Origin of the sequence: Pilosibacter sp. YYHA0881 (assembly GCF_051602715.1) — a bacterium.
GTDB classification, from domain to species: Bacteria; Bacillota; Clostridia; order Lachnospirales; family Lachnospiraceae; genus Alitiscatomonas; species Alitiscatomonas aceti.
The window spans coordinates 1,093,065-1,108,435 of record NZ_CP175657.1; the positions used below are offsets into that span (position 1 = coordinate 1,093,065).

At 55.2% G+C, this 15,371-nt stretch carries 13 protein-coding genes; 5 read left to right on the forward strand and 8 right to left on the reverse strand.

Annotated elements, in window-relative coordinates; all coding sequences use genetic code 11:
* The first annotated feature begins 102 nt into the window (after nucleotides 1-102).
* Both ACI6NM_RS05225 and ACI6NM_RS05230 read left to right on the forward strand, forming a co-directional pair.
* Nucleotides 103-741, forward strand: coding sequence for an AbgT family transporter (locus ACI6NM_RS05225; RefSeq protein ID WP_438501071.1), 639 nt, complete (start codon nucleotides 103-105; stop codon nucleotides 739-741).
* Nucleotides 692-1,618 (forward strand): AbgT family transporter, encoded by a 927-nt coding sequence (locus tag ACI6NM_RS05230; RefSeq protein WP_438501072.1) that lies wholly within the window; start codon nucleotides 692-694, stop codon nucleotides 1,616-1,618. Before ACI6NM_RS05225 ends, ACI6NM_RS05230 begins: the two co-directional genes overlap by 50 nt.
* A 115-nt stretch (nucleotides 1,619-1,733) precedes the next feature.
* Here ACI6NM_RS05230 and ACI6NM_RS05235 read toward each other — a convergent pair whose 3' ends face one another.
* The 5 genes from ACI6NM_RS05235 to ACI6NM_RS05255 all read right to left on the reverse strand — a co-directional run bounded on the left by ACI6NM_RS05235 (nucleotide 1,734) and on the right by ACI6NM_RS05255 (nucleotide 7,603).
* Complete coding sequence (locus ACI6NM_RS05235) at nucleotides 1,734-2,099, reverse strand: YccF domain-containing protein (protein WP_022273357.1); 366 nt, start codon at nucleotides 2,097-2,099, stop codon at nucleotides 1,734-1,736.
* Between the two features lie 21 nt (nucleotides 2,100-2,120).
* Nucleotides 2,121-2,666, reverse strand: coding sequence for an O-acetyl-ADP-ribose deacetylase (locus tag ACI6NM_RS05240; RefSeq protein WP_262427988.1), 546 nt, complete (start codon nucleotides 2,664-2,666; stop codon nucleotides 2,121-2,123).
* Nucleotides 2,667-2,686: 20 nt separating this feature from the next.
* The gene (locus ACI6NM_RS05245; RefSeq protein ID WP_262427966.1) at nucleotides 2,687-3,130 is read right to left on the reverse strand and encodes a hypothetical protein; all 444 of its coding nucleotides are present in this window, start codon (nucleotides 3,128-3,130) and stop codon (nucleotides 2,687-2,689) included.
* A gap of 106 nt (nucleotides 3,131-3,236) precedes the next feature.
* Nucleotides 3,237-5,483, reverse strand: a complete 2,247-nt coding sequence (locus ACI6NM_RS05250) for a hypothetical protein (protein ID WP_262427965.1) — start codon at nucleotides 5,481-5,483, stop codon at nucleotides 3,237-3,239.
* Nucleotides 5,480-7,603, reverse strand: a complete 2,124-nt coding sequence (locus tag ACI6NM_RS05255) for an efflux RND transporter permease subunit (RefSeq protein WP_262427964.1) — start codon at nucleotides 7,601-7,603, stop codon at nucleotides 5,480-5,482. Before ACI6NM_RS05255 ends, ACI6NM_RS05250 begins: the two co-directional genes overlap by 4 nt.
* A gap of 182 nt (nucleotides 7,604-7,785) precedes the next feature.
* Between ACI6NM_RS05255 and ACI6NM_RS05260 the strand changes: the two genes are divergently transcribed.
* The 3 genes from ACI6NM_RS05260 (at nucleotide 7,786) to ACI6NM_RS05270 (ending at nucleotide 12,495) form a co-directional block, all read left to right on the forward strand.
* Entirely contained in the window at nucleotides 7,786-8,367 is a 582-nt protein-coding gene (locus ACI6NM_RS05260; protein ID WP_022273350.1) for a TetR/AcrR family transcriptional regulator, read from the forward strand.
* Nucleotides 8,368-8,577: 210 nt separating this feature from the next.
* A complete protein-coding gene (locus tag ACI6NM_RS05265; RefSeq protein ID WP_262427963.1) occupies nucleotides 8,578-11,292 on the forward strand; it encodes a heavy metal translocating P-type ATPase in 2,715 nt (904 codons plus the stop codon).
* Between the two features lie 207 nt (nucleotides 11,293-11,499).
* On the forward strand, nucleotides 11,500-12,495 hold the full coding sequence (locus ACI6NM_RS05270; RefSeq protein ID WP_262427962.1) for an ABC transporter substrate-binding protein: 996 nt from the start codon (nucleotides 11,500-11,502) through the stop codon (nucleotides 12,493-12,495).
* A gap of 7 nt (nucleotides 12,496-12,502) precedes the next feature.
* On the opposite strand, the gene ACI6NM_RS05275 is transcribed toward ACI6NM_RS05270, so the two are convergent.
* The 3 genes from ACI6NM_RS05275 to ACI6NM_RS05285 are packed head-to-tail and all read right to left on the reverse strand — an operon-like array spanning nucleotide 12,503 to nucleotide 15,364.
* Nucleotides 12,503-13,189, reverse strand: coding sequence for a hypothetical protein (locus tag ACI6NM_RS05275; RefSeq protein WP_262427961.1), 687 nt, complete (start codon nucleotides 13,187-13,189; stop codon nucleotides 12,503-12,505).
* 24 nt (nucleotides 13,190-13,213) lie between these two features.
* Nucleotides 13,214-13,930: a DUF5058 family protein gene (locus tag ACI6NM_RS05280; RefSeq protein WP_262427960.1), complete on the reverse strand. Its 717-nt coding sequence runs from the start codon at nucleotides 13,928-13,930 to the stop codon at nucleotides 13,214-13,216.
* Between the two features lie 21 nt (nucleotides 13,931-13,951).
* Nucleotides 13,952-15,364 (reverse strand): amidohydrolase, encoded by a 1,413-nt coding sequence (locus tag ACI6NM_RS05285; protein ID WP_262427959.1) that lies wholly within the window; start codon nucleotides 15,362-15,364, stop codon nucleotides 13,952-13,954.
* Nucleotides 15,365-15,371 lie beyond the last annotated feature (7 nt).

Here is a 15,371-nt window from a genome sequence, read left to right on the forward strand (position 1 = left end):
GCTAAATATCGGAAATTTCCCTGGTTTTTTTGTACAATATATGATATCATGGTATAGTATTCAACACACTTTTTCCAAATATTTACTAAAGGGGGAAATGCCATGAAAGAAAAGACCGTAGAGAAGAAACCGTTGCTGGCCCGTTTCATGGACGGAGTTGAGACTGTCTGCAATAAGCTGCCGCCGCCGACCATGCTGTTCGTGTTCCTGTTCTTTATTGTGGCCATCCTGGGAACGATCTTCACTTTCCTGGGAACCAGTCTCACCAATCCGGCCACCGGAGAGATCGTCATGTCAAAGAACTTCTTTTCAAAAGAAGGCCTTCTCTGGTTCCTGGACAATATGGTGAAAAATTTCACCGGCTTCGCCCCCCTTGGTCTTGTGCTTACCATGACCATCGGCACCGGTATCTGTGAGGAAGCCGGGATGCTCAATTCTCTTTTAAGAAGCTCCATGAAAAATGTTCCCGCTGCCCTGGTCCCCTATGTATGCGTGCTCATCGGCATCATCGGAAACCTGGCCTCCGACGCCGCCAGCGTTATGGTACCGCCCCTGGCTGCCATGGCCTTCATGGGTGTTGGAAAGCATCCGGTGGCCGGTATGATCTGCGGCTATATCGGAGCCCAGGTGGGCTACGCCGCCAATCCGGTCATCTCCGGTACGGATCACCAACGATACCCTGGCCTCCTTTATGGGCGATTCCGCTTTCACCGTGGACGTGACCTGCAACTGGATCTTTAAGATCGCTTCCACTGTTCTCTGTGTAGTCGTGATCGGAATCCTTGTACAGAAGATCGTGGAGCCCAGATTCGGCGTTTACCACGGCGAACTGGAAAAAATGGAAGACCTGACTCCGTCTGAGAAAAAGGGGCTCCGGGCCTCCGGGATCTCGACCCTGGTCTATGTGGCCTGTCTGCTGGTCCTGTTCTTCACAGGAGTCATTGCAGCCGAGGACGGCGGCCTCATCGGTTCTCCGTTCTTAAAGGGCCTGATCCCCATTATCTTCCTTCTGTTCGTCATCGCAGGCGTTTCCTACGGCTATGCCTCCGGAAACTTTAAGGGACTGGTGGATATCCATAAGGCCATTGTGAAGCAGATGGCTGCCATGGGTACCTACGTGGGCTTCTGTTTCTTCTGCGGACAGTTCCAGGGCCTGTTCTCCTGGACCAACCTGGGAGCCATGTCCGCCATTGCAGGCGCAGATTTCCTGGAAAGCATCGGCTTTACGGGGATCCCCATGTGCATCGGCTTCATTATCCTCGTAACCCTGGTGGACGTATTCTTCAGCTCCGGCTCTGCAAAATGGGCGATCTTCGCTCCGATCTTCGTTCCCATGTTCCTGCTGCTGGACTACCATCCCGGCTTTACCCAGATCATTTACCGTCTGGGCGACTCCGCCGGAAACCTCTTCGGCCCCACCTCCGCTTATCTCTGGATGCTTTTAAGCGTGGCCCAGGCCAAGTACGATAAGAACTTAAAGATCGGCCAGATCATCTCCTGCAACCTGATGGTAGCCGTGATCCTGGAGGTCTTCTGGATCCTCTTACTGGTTGCCTGGATGCTTTTAGACCTTCCCATCGGCCCCGGCATCAACGTATTCATGCCCACAGCCATGTAGCTTCTGCATGGCGGGATCCTGCCAAATATAAAAAGCCGTCCGGCTTCCCTCTCCGGAATACGTGTGAAAACGTACTCCGGCCGGAAGCCGGACGGCTTTTTCCATTCCAGTCTGATCACAGGATGACCACCTCTGCCCCAAAGGGCAGGAGAGCCAGCTTTGCCAGCTTAAACTGCTGGAGACCGAAGGGGATCCCCAGAATGGTCACACAGAGGAGCAGGCCCATGGCCACATGCTCCAGGGCCAGGGGAAGCCCCGATACCAGAAGCCAGATCACGTTCAGAAGAAAGGAGCCTGCGCCTCCGCCGTACCGGACCTCCTTCCCAAAAGGGAAAAAGCTTAAGGACGCCAGCTTAAAGCATTGGAGCCCCACCGGGATCCCAATGACAGTGATGCACCAGAGGCAGCCCGTCAGGCACCAGCTTAGGCCCCCGATGGCTCCTCCAAAAATAAACCATAAAACATTTCCAAGAATTCCCATTTTCCTTCCTCCTCCCTCCGTTTATCCCCAGTCCTTAAACGCCTCCTCATAAGCGTTCCTGGTCCGGCCGTCAAAGCAGACCATCTGCACCTCCATATCCTGGTGGTCCTCCAAAAACCGGAGAATGGTCCCCACGGCGATGGGAGCGGCCTTCTCCAGGGGAAATCCATAGATCCCCGTACTGATGGACGGAAAGGCCACAGTTTTGCAGCCATGATCCGCCGCCAGCTTAAGGCAGCTTTCGTAACAGCTTTTTAACAGAGATTCCTCTCCGTCTCCTCCGCCGTTCCAGACGGGCCCCGGCGTATGGAGCACGAAACGGGCAGGAAGCCGGTAACCGCCGGTGAGCTTTGCCTGGCCGGTGGCACAGCCGCCCAGGGTCCGGCATTCTTCCAAAAGCTCCGGCCCCGCCGCCCGGTGGATGGCGCCGTCCACTCCGCCTCCGCCCAGAAGGCTGGTATTCGCCGCATTGACAATGGCGTCCACAGCAAACGTTGTGATATCTCCCTGGACGATGGAGAAGCGGGAGGCGGCCGCTTTCTGTCTTTGGTTCTCATTGTTTTCCATAAATTCCATAGTCTCTCCTCTCACTGGGCCGCAGGCTGCTGTTCCTTTGCCTGGAATGCCAGGTCATAAAATTTTTCTGGAAACGAATAGAAGGGTCCCTCCCCGATGGCATCCAGCTCCGTGCCGATATATCCATAATTCGCATCCTGGTACAGCCCCATTACCACCCCGTTATCGAATCTCACCCAGAGGTCCACGGTCCCCTCCAGCCATTCCTTTTCTGACAGCAGCCGGTAACCCTCTGTCTCCAGCGCTGCCTCCACCAGCTCCTCAAGTCCGTTTTCTCCACTTATGGTTCCCGTGGGCGGGACGGCGCAGCCGCCTCCGTAGATCTCAGCCGTTTCCACTGTATCCCAGGAAATACTTCCATCGCTGATATATGGGATTTCTTGTTTCCCATCCTGGCAGCCAGTCAGAAAAACTGCCAGGAGGCAGGGCAGGATCCATTTCTTCTTCCATGTCACCTGTTCCTCCCTCCTTTCTCAGCAGCTTTCATTTGTTTCTTTTATTATACCAGAATTCCCCCTTCCATATTTTAATGTTTGCTTACGGACTCCTTACATTTCTCCACTATCCCCAGAAAACTCCGGCCACAGCCTCTGCGATCCGCACCAGGATGCTCCAGAGACGCTGGAAGATGTTTCCCTCAGCCTGGAAATCCTCACTCATGGCCGGTACACTGTCTTCCTCTGTTTCCTTTGTGCCCTCCGTCCGCAGGATGATCTGGAGGCTCTGGGGCTCCGGATTCTCCCCGGAGGTAAAGGAAACCTTTTCTGCATGGATATCGGCATTGAGAATGGTCATATCCTCTCCCGTATATTCCTCCCATTTTTCATCAGCCAGATCCTCCACGGTATTTTTCGCATCCCGGATCACTCCGGTCTCAGAAAGCCCGGAAAGAGCTGCGGAAAGGGCGGAGCTTAAGCCCTCAATGGTCTTTTTCGTTCCTGCATCCAGGGGCTCTCCGGCTTTTTTAAGGCTTTCCTCCACGTTGGAAAGCAGGGTGTGCATGGCGTCCGTCCCCCGCACGGCGCTGTCGATCAGAAGCCCCGTATCCTTAAGGGACGAAGAGGCTGTGCCGTGATACATATTTAAGATCCCGGTGAGCCGGTCCACATGCTCCACCAGACTCTGGCCCGTGGCCGCTGTATGCCTCAGGGTATCGGCCACATCGCCCGTATCGCTCAGGACATTTTCCAGGGATTCCCCGTCCCGGTGTACCCGGTAAATGATATGCTCCAGGGTGGAAATGGACTGGGTCACAGATCCGATCATGGATTCCAGCCTGGATGGCTTTTCAGCCGCTCCCACCAGGGCCTCCAGGGCCCCGATCAGCCTGGAAAGCCCTTTTCCGGCGATCTCGGTCCCCACGCCGGCCAGGTCTCCGAGAGCATCCCCGACCGCGTCGGAGCCGCTGGCTGTAACCGCTTCGTATTTCTCCCATTCCTCATCCGCAAAGCCGCCGCAGAATCCGGAAAGCTGCTCCATCAGCTCCTCCCGTTCCTGGTCGGAGATCCCCAGAACGTCTCCATGGCCCTGGATCTGCTCCTGGAGCTCCTTTAATCTGGCGATCACCTTCTTAAGCTCCGCCACCCGCTTCCTGACAGCCTCTTTTTTCTCCTTCAGCTCCTCCAGATCCTTTCTGAGCCTTGCCAGCCCATCCTCCAGATCTCCCACATCATGGCGGGTATCATAGAGAAGATCTGCGGTATCGTTTAAATCCATGGTCACATGTTTAAGCCCATAGCCCAGACTCTCCAGCTGGTCGTCCAGGGCCTGGACCGAGGTGTTCATGGCATTTAATTCCCCATTCATATCCTCCAGGGCCTTCCTGGCCTCCTCCACATAGGCCGGGAATGGGATCCCCCGGTCAGACAGCTCCTTTAAAAGAGCCAGGGCCTGGTCGGCGTCCACATAGATCCCTCCCTTGGCGTCTGAAAGGATCTGTCGGGACCGGTCCAGCTGTCCCAGGCCCTCCACCGTGCTCCCCAGGCCTCCCTGGAGTCCGTCCAGGCTGTCCAGGACCACGTCCAGGCTGTCCCCGATGGCGTCTGCAGAATCCTTCACCGTGTCCCTGGCCTTCCTAAGATCCTCCAGCCGCTCCAGCTGGCTGATGGTCACCGGAGCCATGAGAAACAGCAGGCCGGAAAACTCCAGGTCATTGCTGCCGATCTCCAGCTCAAAATGCTGCTCCTCCCCGGGCATCACCATAAACAGCACGGTCTTCATGCTGCCGATGGACTGGATCTGGGCTCCCGGAGCCTCCACGCTGAGGTTCTGGTCCATGTCCACCACGGCGGCGATCTCCATGGTCATATTATTTCTGAAATATTCGCTGGTACCGGTGTTGGGCACCGCGTCAATGGAGATCTTTAAGACGCCCTTTTCATGGGCCAGCTCCTCCAGCCTCCGCTCCACGCCGTTTAAACGGTAGGACACGGCGATATCCCAGGGCAGGGTCTCCGAAATCTCCTCCGGCTCCATGCGGCCTTCAAAATAGAACCTATCGTTCTCCGGCTCCTCCAGAAGACGGAAGATCACCGTATCCCCGTCCACCTCCGGCTCCTCCATCCCGGTCATGTTATGGACCGACTGGTAGGTGCCCCGGTCTGTGATCTCTCTGGCCCCATGAAGCTCATAGCTTTTCACCACACTGGCTTCCGATATGCCTCCGTAGGGGTCCATGGTCACGTACATGGCCTCGTCGCAGACCGGAACTCCGGCCGCGCCGAAGCTGGCGATCCCGGCAGACGCCGCCATCACTGCCGCCAGGGTCCCGCTGACGGCTCTCTTTATCTTTTTATCCATACCTTTCATTCCTGTCCCTCCCTGCATGTTTGTTTTCCCGGCCGCGCCATTCTCCGCGCCCTTCGTTCCACTGCCCTCTGCTGCTGGCGCCGGATGGGCTTATCAAAGGCAGCCAGAAGCGCCGGAAGCAGCGAAAGCACCAGGATCATAGAAAGCAGCGCGCCCCTTCCCACCAGCCTTCCTACCTGGGAAATGGCCTGGATGGAGGAAGTAAAATAAAGGAGATACCCCACCACCGTCAGGATCCCGCCGGACGTAAGGATGGAGATGGCACTTTTGGCAATGGCTGTGACAGCCGCCTCCCGGCTTCCCATGGTCTCTCTGAACTCCATATAGTTGTTTGTCATAAGGATCGAGTAATCAATGGTGGCTCCCAGCTGTAAGCAGCTTACGATGATGTAGCCGATATAGACCATGCTGTCGCCAATGATATAGGGGATCGTCATATTTAAGTAAATGGCCACCTCAATGGGGATGATGACCAGGACCGGCACCATCACCGAATGGAAGGTCAGCATGACCACCAGGGCCACTCCAGCCAGAGAAATGATGGATACCCGGTTGTAATCGTCGGTCAGGATATCCCGGATATCCATGGTAGTGGGCGTCATGCCGATCACATAGGAGTCCTCGGGATAATATTTTTTCACGATCTCCGTCAGTTTTTCACTGCACTGGAAGGAGTAGCTGCTCTCCTCCCTGTTCTCCATGGAGATCAGGATCCTGGCGTAAGAGCCGGTCCGGAGCTGCTTTGTAACAGTTTCCGGCAGAAAGCTTTCCGGGATCCCCTGGGGAAGAGTCCCGGCCATGGACAGGGCGTAGTCGATAAATTCCTGGTCCTCCAGCTCCTCTGTCAGCCTGCGCTCTTTTATGACGTTTCCGTTGGGCACCATGGCGATGATCACATTGGACTTTCCAAACACGTCCTCGATGGCCCGGGAGTCCTCATAGACCCGGGTGCCTGGACCGGAGCCCAGGGCGTCGTCCCCGTAATAAAAGTAGTTCATGGACTGTCCAAAGTAACAGGGGACCGCACAGAAGGCCGCTGCTGCCAGCACCGGGATCCGGATCCTGTACATCAGCTTTCCCAGGCCGTCCAGCGGCGGAAGGAAGGATCTGTGGGCTGTTTTCTCGATCTTCTTATCGAACCGCAGGATCAGTGTGGGCATCAGAAACAGGACCGTCACCAGGCTGCATACGATCCCCTTGGTAAGGACGAAGCCCACATCCCTGCCAATGGTAAATTTCATCAGCGCAATGACCAGGAAGCCCACGATGGTGGTCGCGCCGCTGGCCAGGATCGAGCTGCAGGATTTCTCGATGGCGGCCTCCATGGCCGGACGTGAATCCACTCCCGACTGTTTGATGGCCGTATACGTATGTAAAAGGAAAATAGAATAGTCCATGGACACCGCCAGCTGCAGGATCGCCGCTGTGGAGAATGTAAAGAAGGAGATCCTGCCGAACATGATGTTGGAGCCCATGTTCAGCACGATGGCCACTGCCATGACCAGGATAAACAGGAACGGCTCAAACCATGAGGTGGTGGTCAGGGTCAGGATCAGCCAGATGATCACCACTGCCATTCCAATGGCCATGGCGATCTCCCGGGTAATGGATTCCTGACGCTCCTTACTGGAAACGGCGCTCCCGGCAAAGCATCCCCTGTCTTTTCCCACAATGCCATAGATCTCGTTTATGGCCTTATGGGTGGAGGCGTCTGAATCCCCGTCCTCAAAAATGATCTGGTATACCGCGTTCCCATCTTTATAGAACCGGTCTGTCAGGCTGTTCTTTATAAAGGCATCTGTGGAATAAACATTGGCGGCCAGGTCCGGACCTACCACCAGGTCCACGCCATCCACCCGTGAGATCCTCTGGCGGATGGTCCGGGCCTCCGGCAGGGTCACGTCCTTTACCATGATCCGGGCCATGCCGGGATAACCGAATTCCTGCTCCATCACATCCAGCGCCTGCTTGGTGGGGGCAAAATCTGGAAGATACTTGCTCAGATCATAGTTGACGCCCACAAACGGGTAACAGACGGCGCAGAGAATGGTCATGGCAATAAAGAATTTTTCAATGATCCTTCCTCTTTGAACAATAAAATGGGCCATTTTTTTCAACATAGCTTTCATTCCTCATTATTTTTTTGTTATTAGTTTTAAATATGTTTATCATACATACTGTTGATTTTCCTTCTGGGATGTATTATAATATACCGCAGGACCGGATGCAATCATTAGTATTTTAATGTTTTGCTGTTTAATGAACACGGAAATTTTAATATGTCAAAAATGGAGGAAAATCCATGAGAAATCCCAAAGAAGACCGGCGCGTCCGCCGGACCCAGAAACTTTTAAAAGAGAGCCTGGTACAGCTTATGTCTGAAAAAGCGTTTAAGGACATCACCATCAAGGACATCACAGAACGGGCTGACTTAAACCGGGGTACCTTCTATCTCCACTACTCCGATACATACGATCTTCTGACTGCCATGGAAAACGGAGTGCTGGAGGACTTCCAGGAGATGATCACCGCCTATATGCCCTCCAGACCGGGAAACGGCCTGATGCCGGTGCTGCTCCCCATCGTCCACTACATCGTGGAAAATGAACAGATCTGTAAAAATCTGTTTGAAAACAACGTTTCCAATGAATTTGTGACTAAATTTAAGGAACTGATCCGTAAAAACGGCGGCGCGCTCATCGAGCGGCTGTATCCCGCCTGTCAGACGGCCGATTCCGAATACTTTTTTGAATTTATCACCTATGGCCTTATCGGGATCATTAAAAAATGGCTGGACAACGGAATGCCCCAGACCGAGGAGGAGATCGCCCGTATGTCCAGCGACGCCGTCCTTTCCCTGGCCCGGTCCTTTTTTGCGGCATGATCCTTCCGGGCCGCTCCGTGTCCTGTGCATTCCCTCTTTCTGGCCGCCCCGTGCCCTCCCGGGAGTTTCCGGTTTTTTCTGGAAATTTCCCCGGGATTTTTTTATTTTCCTCTTGATTTTTTTACTCGTCTATATTATCATCAATATATGAACACTTATTCATATGTTGATCCTGACTAATCTAAAAAAAGACATCCGGAGGGCATAATTATGGAAGAGAACAAACATCTGCACGGACCGGAATATCCTGCAGAAAACAGCTGCGGCCATGAGGGGTGCGGCTGCGGCCACGAGCACAGCCAAGAACATGGCCATTCCCATGAACATTCTCACGAGCACTCCCATGACGGGCAATGCTCCTGCGGACATGAACACAACCACGAACACGGACATTCCCACGAACATTCTCACGAGCACTCCCACGACGGACAGTGCTCCTGCGGCTGCGGACATGAACACAGCCACGAACATGGCCATTCCCATGAACATTCTCACGAGCACTCCCACGACGGACAGTGCTCCTGCGGCTGCGGACATGAGCACAGCCACGAGCACGGCCATTCCCACGAGCACTCCCACAGCCATGGACACCACAATGCCCCAGGCTCCCCCTGTACGGTCTATGTGATGAAAAACATTGACTGCGCCAACTGCTCTGCCAAGATCGAAGCGAAAATAAAGGAGCTTCCGGAGGTGGACGATGCCGTCCTCACCTTTGCCACCAGGCAGCTCCGGGTCTATTCCTCTGCCGGTACGGCCCTCCTTCCTAAAATGCAGGAGATCGCCGATAAGATCGAGCCCGGCACAGTGATCGAGGTCAGATCCAGAAATCCCAAGGCCCCGTATGTGGTCTACAACCTGGAAAATATCGACTGCGCCAACTGCTCCGCCAAGATCGAGGCGAAAATAAAGGAGCTTCCGGAGGTGGACGACGCCGTCCTCACCTTTGCCACCAGGCAGCTCCGGGTCTATTCCTCTGCCGGTACGGCCCTCCTTCCCAAAATGCAGGAGATCGCCGATAAGATCGAGCCTGGTACCCGGATCACGGTCCGGGAGGAGGGAAAGCGCCAGAAAGACGTTCATAATGAGAAGCATTCCAGCGATCTTCCAGAGATCCTGGCCGGAGCCGGACTTTTCATCGCCGGTTCTCTTCTCGCCGGCCCCATGCCCGGCGTCTCCATTCTCTGCTTTGTGATCGCTTACCTGATCCTGGGGAAGGACGTGCTTTTTACCGCCCTTAAAAACATGAAGACCGGCCACGTCATGGATGAAAACTTCCTTATGAGCCTGGCGACCCTGGGAGCCTTTGTGATCCGGGAATACGGAGAGGCCGTGGGCGTAATGCTGTTTTACCGCATCGGCGAGGCCTTTGAGCACCGGGCTGTGGAAAAGAGCCGCAGCCAGATCATGGACGCTGTGGATCTCCGTCCGGAAACCGTGCTCCTGGACGAAGGCGGCTCCATCCGGGAGATCCCGGCAGAGTCAGCCCGCATCGGCCAGGTGATCCAGGTACGTCCCGGCGACCGGATCCCCCTGGACGGTGTGATCGTCGAGGGAGAAAGCCGTCTGGATACCTCCCCCATCACCGGCGAGCCGGTTCCGGTGGCCGTCAGAGAGGGAAGCTCCGTTTTATCCGGCTGTGTCAACACCTCCGGCCTCTTAAAGCTCCGGGTGGAAAAAGAGCTTTCTGAATCCATGGTCACCAGGATCCTGGATTCTGTGGAAAATGCCGCCGCCCAGAAGCCCCAGGTGGAACGGTTCATCACCAAATTCGCCCGGATCTACACCCCTGTGGTAGTAGCCCTGGCTGCCGCCACCGCCATCCTCCCGTCTCTCTTTACAGGAGACTGGAACCACTGGGTCTACACAGCCCTGACCTTCCTTGTCATCAGCTGTCCCTGTGCCCTGGTCTTAAGCGTTCCCCTGTCCTTCTTCTCCGGCATCGGAGCCGGATCCAGAAAGGGGATCCTTTTTAAAGGCGGGATCGCTCTGGAGGCCTTAAAGAATGTAAAGGTCGTGGTCATGGATAAGACCGGGACCATCACCAAAGGAAACTTCGTGGTACAGACCGTATCTCCCTCCGGCTCCATGAAAAAAGAAGAGCTCCTGGCCCTGGCCGCTGCCTGTGAGACCGCCTCCACCCATCCCATCGGCATCAGCATTCTGGCGGCTGCCAGAGACCAGTCCCTTTCCGTGGAAACGCCCAGGGACCTGGCTGAGATCCCGGGAAAGGGGATCCGTGCCGTCACCTCTGCAGGCGTGCTCCTCTGCGGAAACCGGAAACTTCTGGAGGAAAACCAGGTGGATCTTGCCGGATTTAAGGAAGACTCCGGCTCCACCATGGTCCTGCTGGCAAAGGACGGCGTATATGCCGGCTCCATTTCCATTTCCGATACCATAAAACCGGAGGCGTCCGCTGCCATCGCATCCCTTAAGAAAATGGGGATCCAGACGGCCATGCTCACCGGAGACAGCGAAGCCGCTGCAAACGCCGTGGCCTCCTCCACCGGCATCGACCGGGTATATGCAAAGCTCCTTCCCGGCGATAAGCTGGATCTTTTACAGAATCTCCGGAAGGAAGCCGGAAACGCCATGTTCGTAGGCGACGGCATCAACGACGCGCCGGTGCTGGCCGGAGCCGACGTGGGCGCCGCCATGGGCAGCGGAGCCGACGCAGCCATCGAGGCTGCCGACGTGGTCTACATGACCTCCAGCATGGAAGCCATTCCCGAATCCATCCGCATTGCAAAAAAGACCGGGGCCATCGCCGCCCAGAACGTGGTCTTTGCCCTGGCCGTGAAGGTCCTGGTCATGATCCTTGGGCTGGCGGGCTTTGCCTCCATGTGGATGGCCGTATTTGCCGATTCCGGCGTGGCCATGCTCTGCGTGTTAAATTCCATCCGGGTATTATATAAGAAAAACTAACGCAAAAAATTTAAACTTCATTTCATCTGGGCATTTTCCGGGAAGCTTCCTTGAAAATGCCCAGTTTTTCTCATGTCTGTTCCATCTGCCGGAAATGGAGCCTCCACTCCCAAAAGCCGGCGTTCCACAGCATCCCCTCTCCCCGCCGGAACCCTGGACAGGAAGATCCCATACAATAAACCATAGCATTTTTCCGGGAGGGAAATCATGAAAAAAATCGTCTGCGGGATCCTGGCAGGATGTCTGGTCCTTGCCACAGCCACCGGCTGCCAGAAAAACGCATCCGGCAAAACGCCCATCACCTTAAACGAAGTGGCCCATTCCATCTTCTATGCGCCCCAGTACGCCGCCATTGAGCTGGGATATTTTGATGAAGAGGGACTGGACGTGACCCTGGTCAACGGAGGCGGAGCCGATAAGGTCATGACGGCTCTGGTATCCGGAGAAGCCGACATCGGCTTCATGGGCTCCGAAGCCTCCGTCTATACCTATGCCAACGGAGAAGCCGACTACGCCGTAAACTTTGCCCAGCTGACCCAGAGGGCCGGAAACTTCCTGGTGGGCCGGGAACCGGAGCCGGATTTCCAGTGGGAAAACTTAAAAGGGAAAAAGGTCCTGGGAGGAAGGGCAGGCGGCATGCCCCAGATGGTCTTTGAATACATCTTAAAAAAGAACGGCATCGACCCGAAGACAGATCTTTCCATCGACCAGAGCATAAACTTTGGTCTCACTGCCGCCGCCTTTACCAGTAACGACGCAGACTACACCGTGGAGTTCGAGCCATTTGCCACTGCCCTGGAGCAGGAAGGAAACGGCCATGTGGCAGCTTCCCTGGGAGAAAGCTCCGGCTATGTGCCCTACACGGCATATTGTGCAAAGAAAAGCTATATTGAAAAAAATCCGGAAATCATACAGAAATTCACAAATGCCATCCAGAAGGGACTGGAGTACGTCAATTCCCACACATCCGCAGAAATCGCAAAAACCATAAAACCCCAGTTTAAAGAAACAGACGAGGCCGCCCTGACAGCCATTGTGGAGCGGTATAAGGCCCAGGATACCTGGAAGACCGATACGGTCTTTGAAAAGGAAAGCTTTGATCTTCTCCAGAATATCCTGGAAGAAGCCGGAGAGCTTCCGGCCAGAGTGCCTTATGAAGACCTGGTGGTCACAGACTTTGCCAGGGCGGCGGTGAAAGAGTAAACGATATTTATTTTTTCTTATAAGCTGCTTTATAAACGCCCAGGGATATTAAGATTACCACTACCATGACGATACTCTGGACGCTGGAGTAGGTGCTTCCCAGAACCAGGGCAATGACAATAGCTAAGCCCACCGGAAGGGAAGCTACTTTTAAATTCTTTAACACCACCGGGATCACCATGGGGCCCACCAGGGCCGGGAACAGGTTGTCAAAGGCCGGGGCGATCACCGGGTTCGTAAGGAGCGGAGCCATGATGGGGGCCAGGAACAGCATGCCGCAGAATACGATGGCTGTGGTAACAAAGGACGAGGCAGCCACAGCCAGTATGGCCACGACCCGGCCCTTTTCACTTCCTTCCTCGCATTCCATGATCTTCATGGCGTTTAAGGCGGCCGGAAGCTTCATATTCTGGATGTTTCCTGTGGAGGAGGCCAGATATACAGCTCCAGGACCGATGATGGGAGCCATGGACAGCTTCTCGCACAGTCCGGTGATGGCAAAGATCAGCATAATGGGAGCCGCCGCCTTTGCTGTGGCCGCCAGGTCGATCTTCAGCCCGAAAATCACGCATATGGCTGCCGGGACCAGAAGGAAAAAGCACCATACCACTAGTGTGGAGGTAATCCCCAGCCGGTGGATCCGGGCGTCAAACTGCTGACGCCCGTTTTCATTTTTATTATTTTCCTGCTTCATACCTTTATTCTCCTTTCACTGCTTCTACCGCATCAGCGCCGTGGCCACGCAGGCAGCCGCCATACCGGCAATCATGCTGAGGGAAAAAGAAAACTCGTTGAGAGCCTTGTGCTTCTTCCCCACTGCGTTCATAGCGATCATGCTGGCTGCGGATACCACAATGGCAGCCATGGATGGGATATTCCCAACGTCGATCAGATAGGGGGCCGAAAGGGTGGCCATCATTCCCAGAAACATGATATTTGGTATCACATTGCCGAAGCCTCCGGCACTTTTTTCCAGGGACTGCATTTTTTTATCGTATTTCTTTAACAGCATGGCCGACATGGACGATAAAAACACCCCCAGAGTCACCACCCACATTAAGGATCCGAACACGTCCGGAGAGAAGTCGGCACTTCCCAGGCTTTCAAAGCCCAGGGAAGTTACAGCCATGTTGGCCGCCAGTGTCTCATAGGAGGCGGAGCCAATGACCGAAAGCCTGAGCCACGCGAAAAATTTTCCCAGGACCGGCATCAGGATCATGTAGCTGATGATAATAGGTAATGATGGCACCACGGAAAACAGGGCGCTGCTCTTGACTACCTTCATCAGATCCCTTTTCTCAAACCCCAGCTCCAGGGCCCTCTTCCAGGCGGTCCTGAAAAAGATCGCCGCCTGCACCAGCACCACCAGGATGGCCAGGCCGCAGAACGCGGCCATCACCGGGCTGTTCGCCACTGAAAAATACATTTTTTCCATTTGTGATCCTCCTCTTCTGCCTTAAAAGGAACCGGCCCTCACGTCCTCCGGGATCAGGCACCTGTATTCGCAGTTCTTCTTTGCTTCTTTCATCTCTTCCCAGGCGGCCTCCACCAGTTCCGGCCTTTCCATCAGCTCCAGGGCCGTCCTGGCAAGCACGGAAGCCGCTCCGGTCATTCCTCTGTGGGCGATGGACGATTTCCCCTGGGCCACAGCCAGCCAGGAATGGGCCGGAGTCCCCAAGGCAAAGCAGGCGCTGCCGAACCAGGCCGATGGAACATTCCAGCTCACGTCCCCCACATCTGTGGAGCCCTGCTTTAAGGGCAGCGGCGGCACGCAGACATCCGCCATGGCCCCCCGGAAAAATGCCTTCCCATTTTCTCCCATGATCTTTGCCGCCATGGTCTGATAAAGGGTCCAGTCTCCCGGATCTCCCACTGCGTGGAATTTCTCCGCGTAATCCAGTTCCTCATGGGAATAATCCAGTGGGAATATCTCCTTCATATGGCCGTATACCAGATTATCCAGAACCTTATTCTGGAGCACGTCCGCATAGGCGCTGACCACCTGGATCTCCACCTTCGTCTCTGTCATCAGTGCTGCGCCCCGGGCGATGTTATGGACCCGCTCCGCCAGCTCACAGACCTGGTCTACCCTGGGAGCCCGGACAGAATAGATCACCTCTGCATGGGCCTGCACCACGTTGGGCGCGTCCCCGCCTGTATCCGTCACCGCATAGTGCACTCTGGCATCAGGGATCATGTGCTCTCTCATATAATTGCAGCCCACGTTCATCAGCTCCACCGCATCCAGGGCGCTCCGTCCCAGATAGGGGGATGTGGCCGCATGGGCGCTCTTTCCTGTGAACCGGTAGATGATACGGGCGTTGGCAAGGCTTGATACGGACGCAAAGGTCGCGGAATAGGGATGCCAGGCCAGGCAGATATCGCAGTCCTTAAAGCAGCCCTCCCGCACCATAAAGGCCTTTCCTGCCCCGCCCTCCTCTGCGGGACAGCCGAAATACACAATAGTGCCCTGGCCTGGATGCTCCAGAAGATAATCCTTCACCGCCACAGCGGCCTCCAGACATCCGGTTCCCAGCAAATGGTGGCCGCAGCCGTGACCGGGCGCTCCCTCGGCCAATGGCTTTTTCACCGTCACGTCCGCCTCTTGGGAAAGCTTCGGAAGGGCATCGTATTCGCCCAGAAGACCGATGACCGGGCGGCCGCTTCCAGCTCTGGCTGAAAACGCCGTAGGGATGTCTCCGATCCCTTCCTCTACCGTAAAGCCCTCGTTTCTTAGAAACTCCATCTGGAGCCTGGAGGACTGGTCCTCCTTGAAGCGCATCTCCGCAAATCCCCAGATCTGGTCGCTCATTTCCCAGAACTGTTCCTTTTTACTCTGGATCAGAGAGTCCAGCAATTCAAAATCCATACGTTCT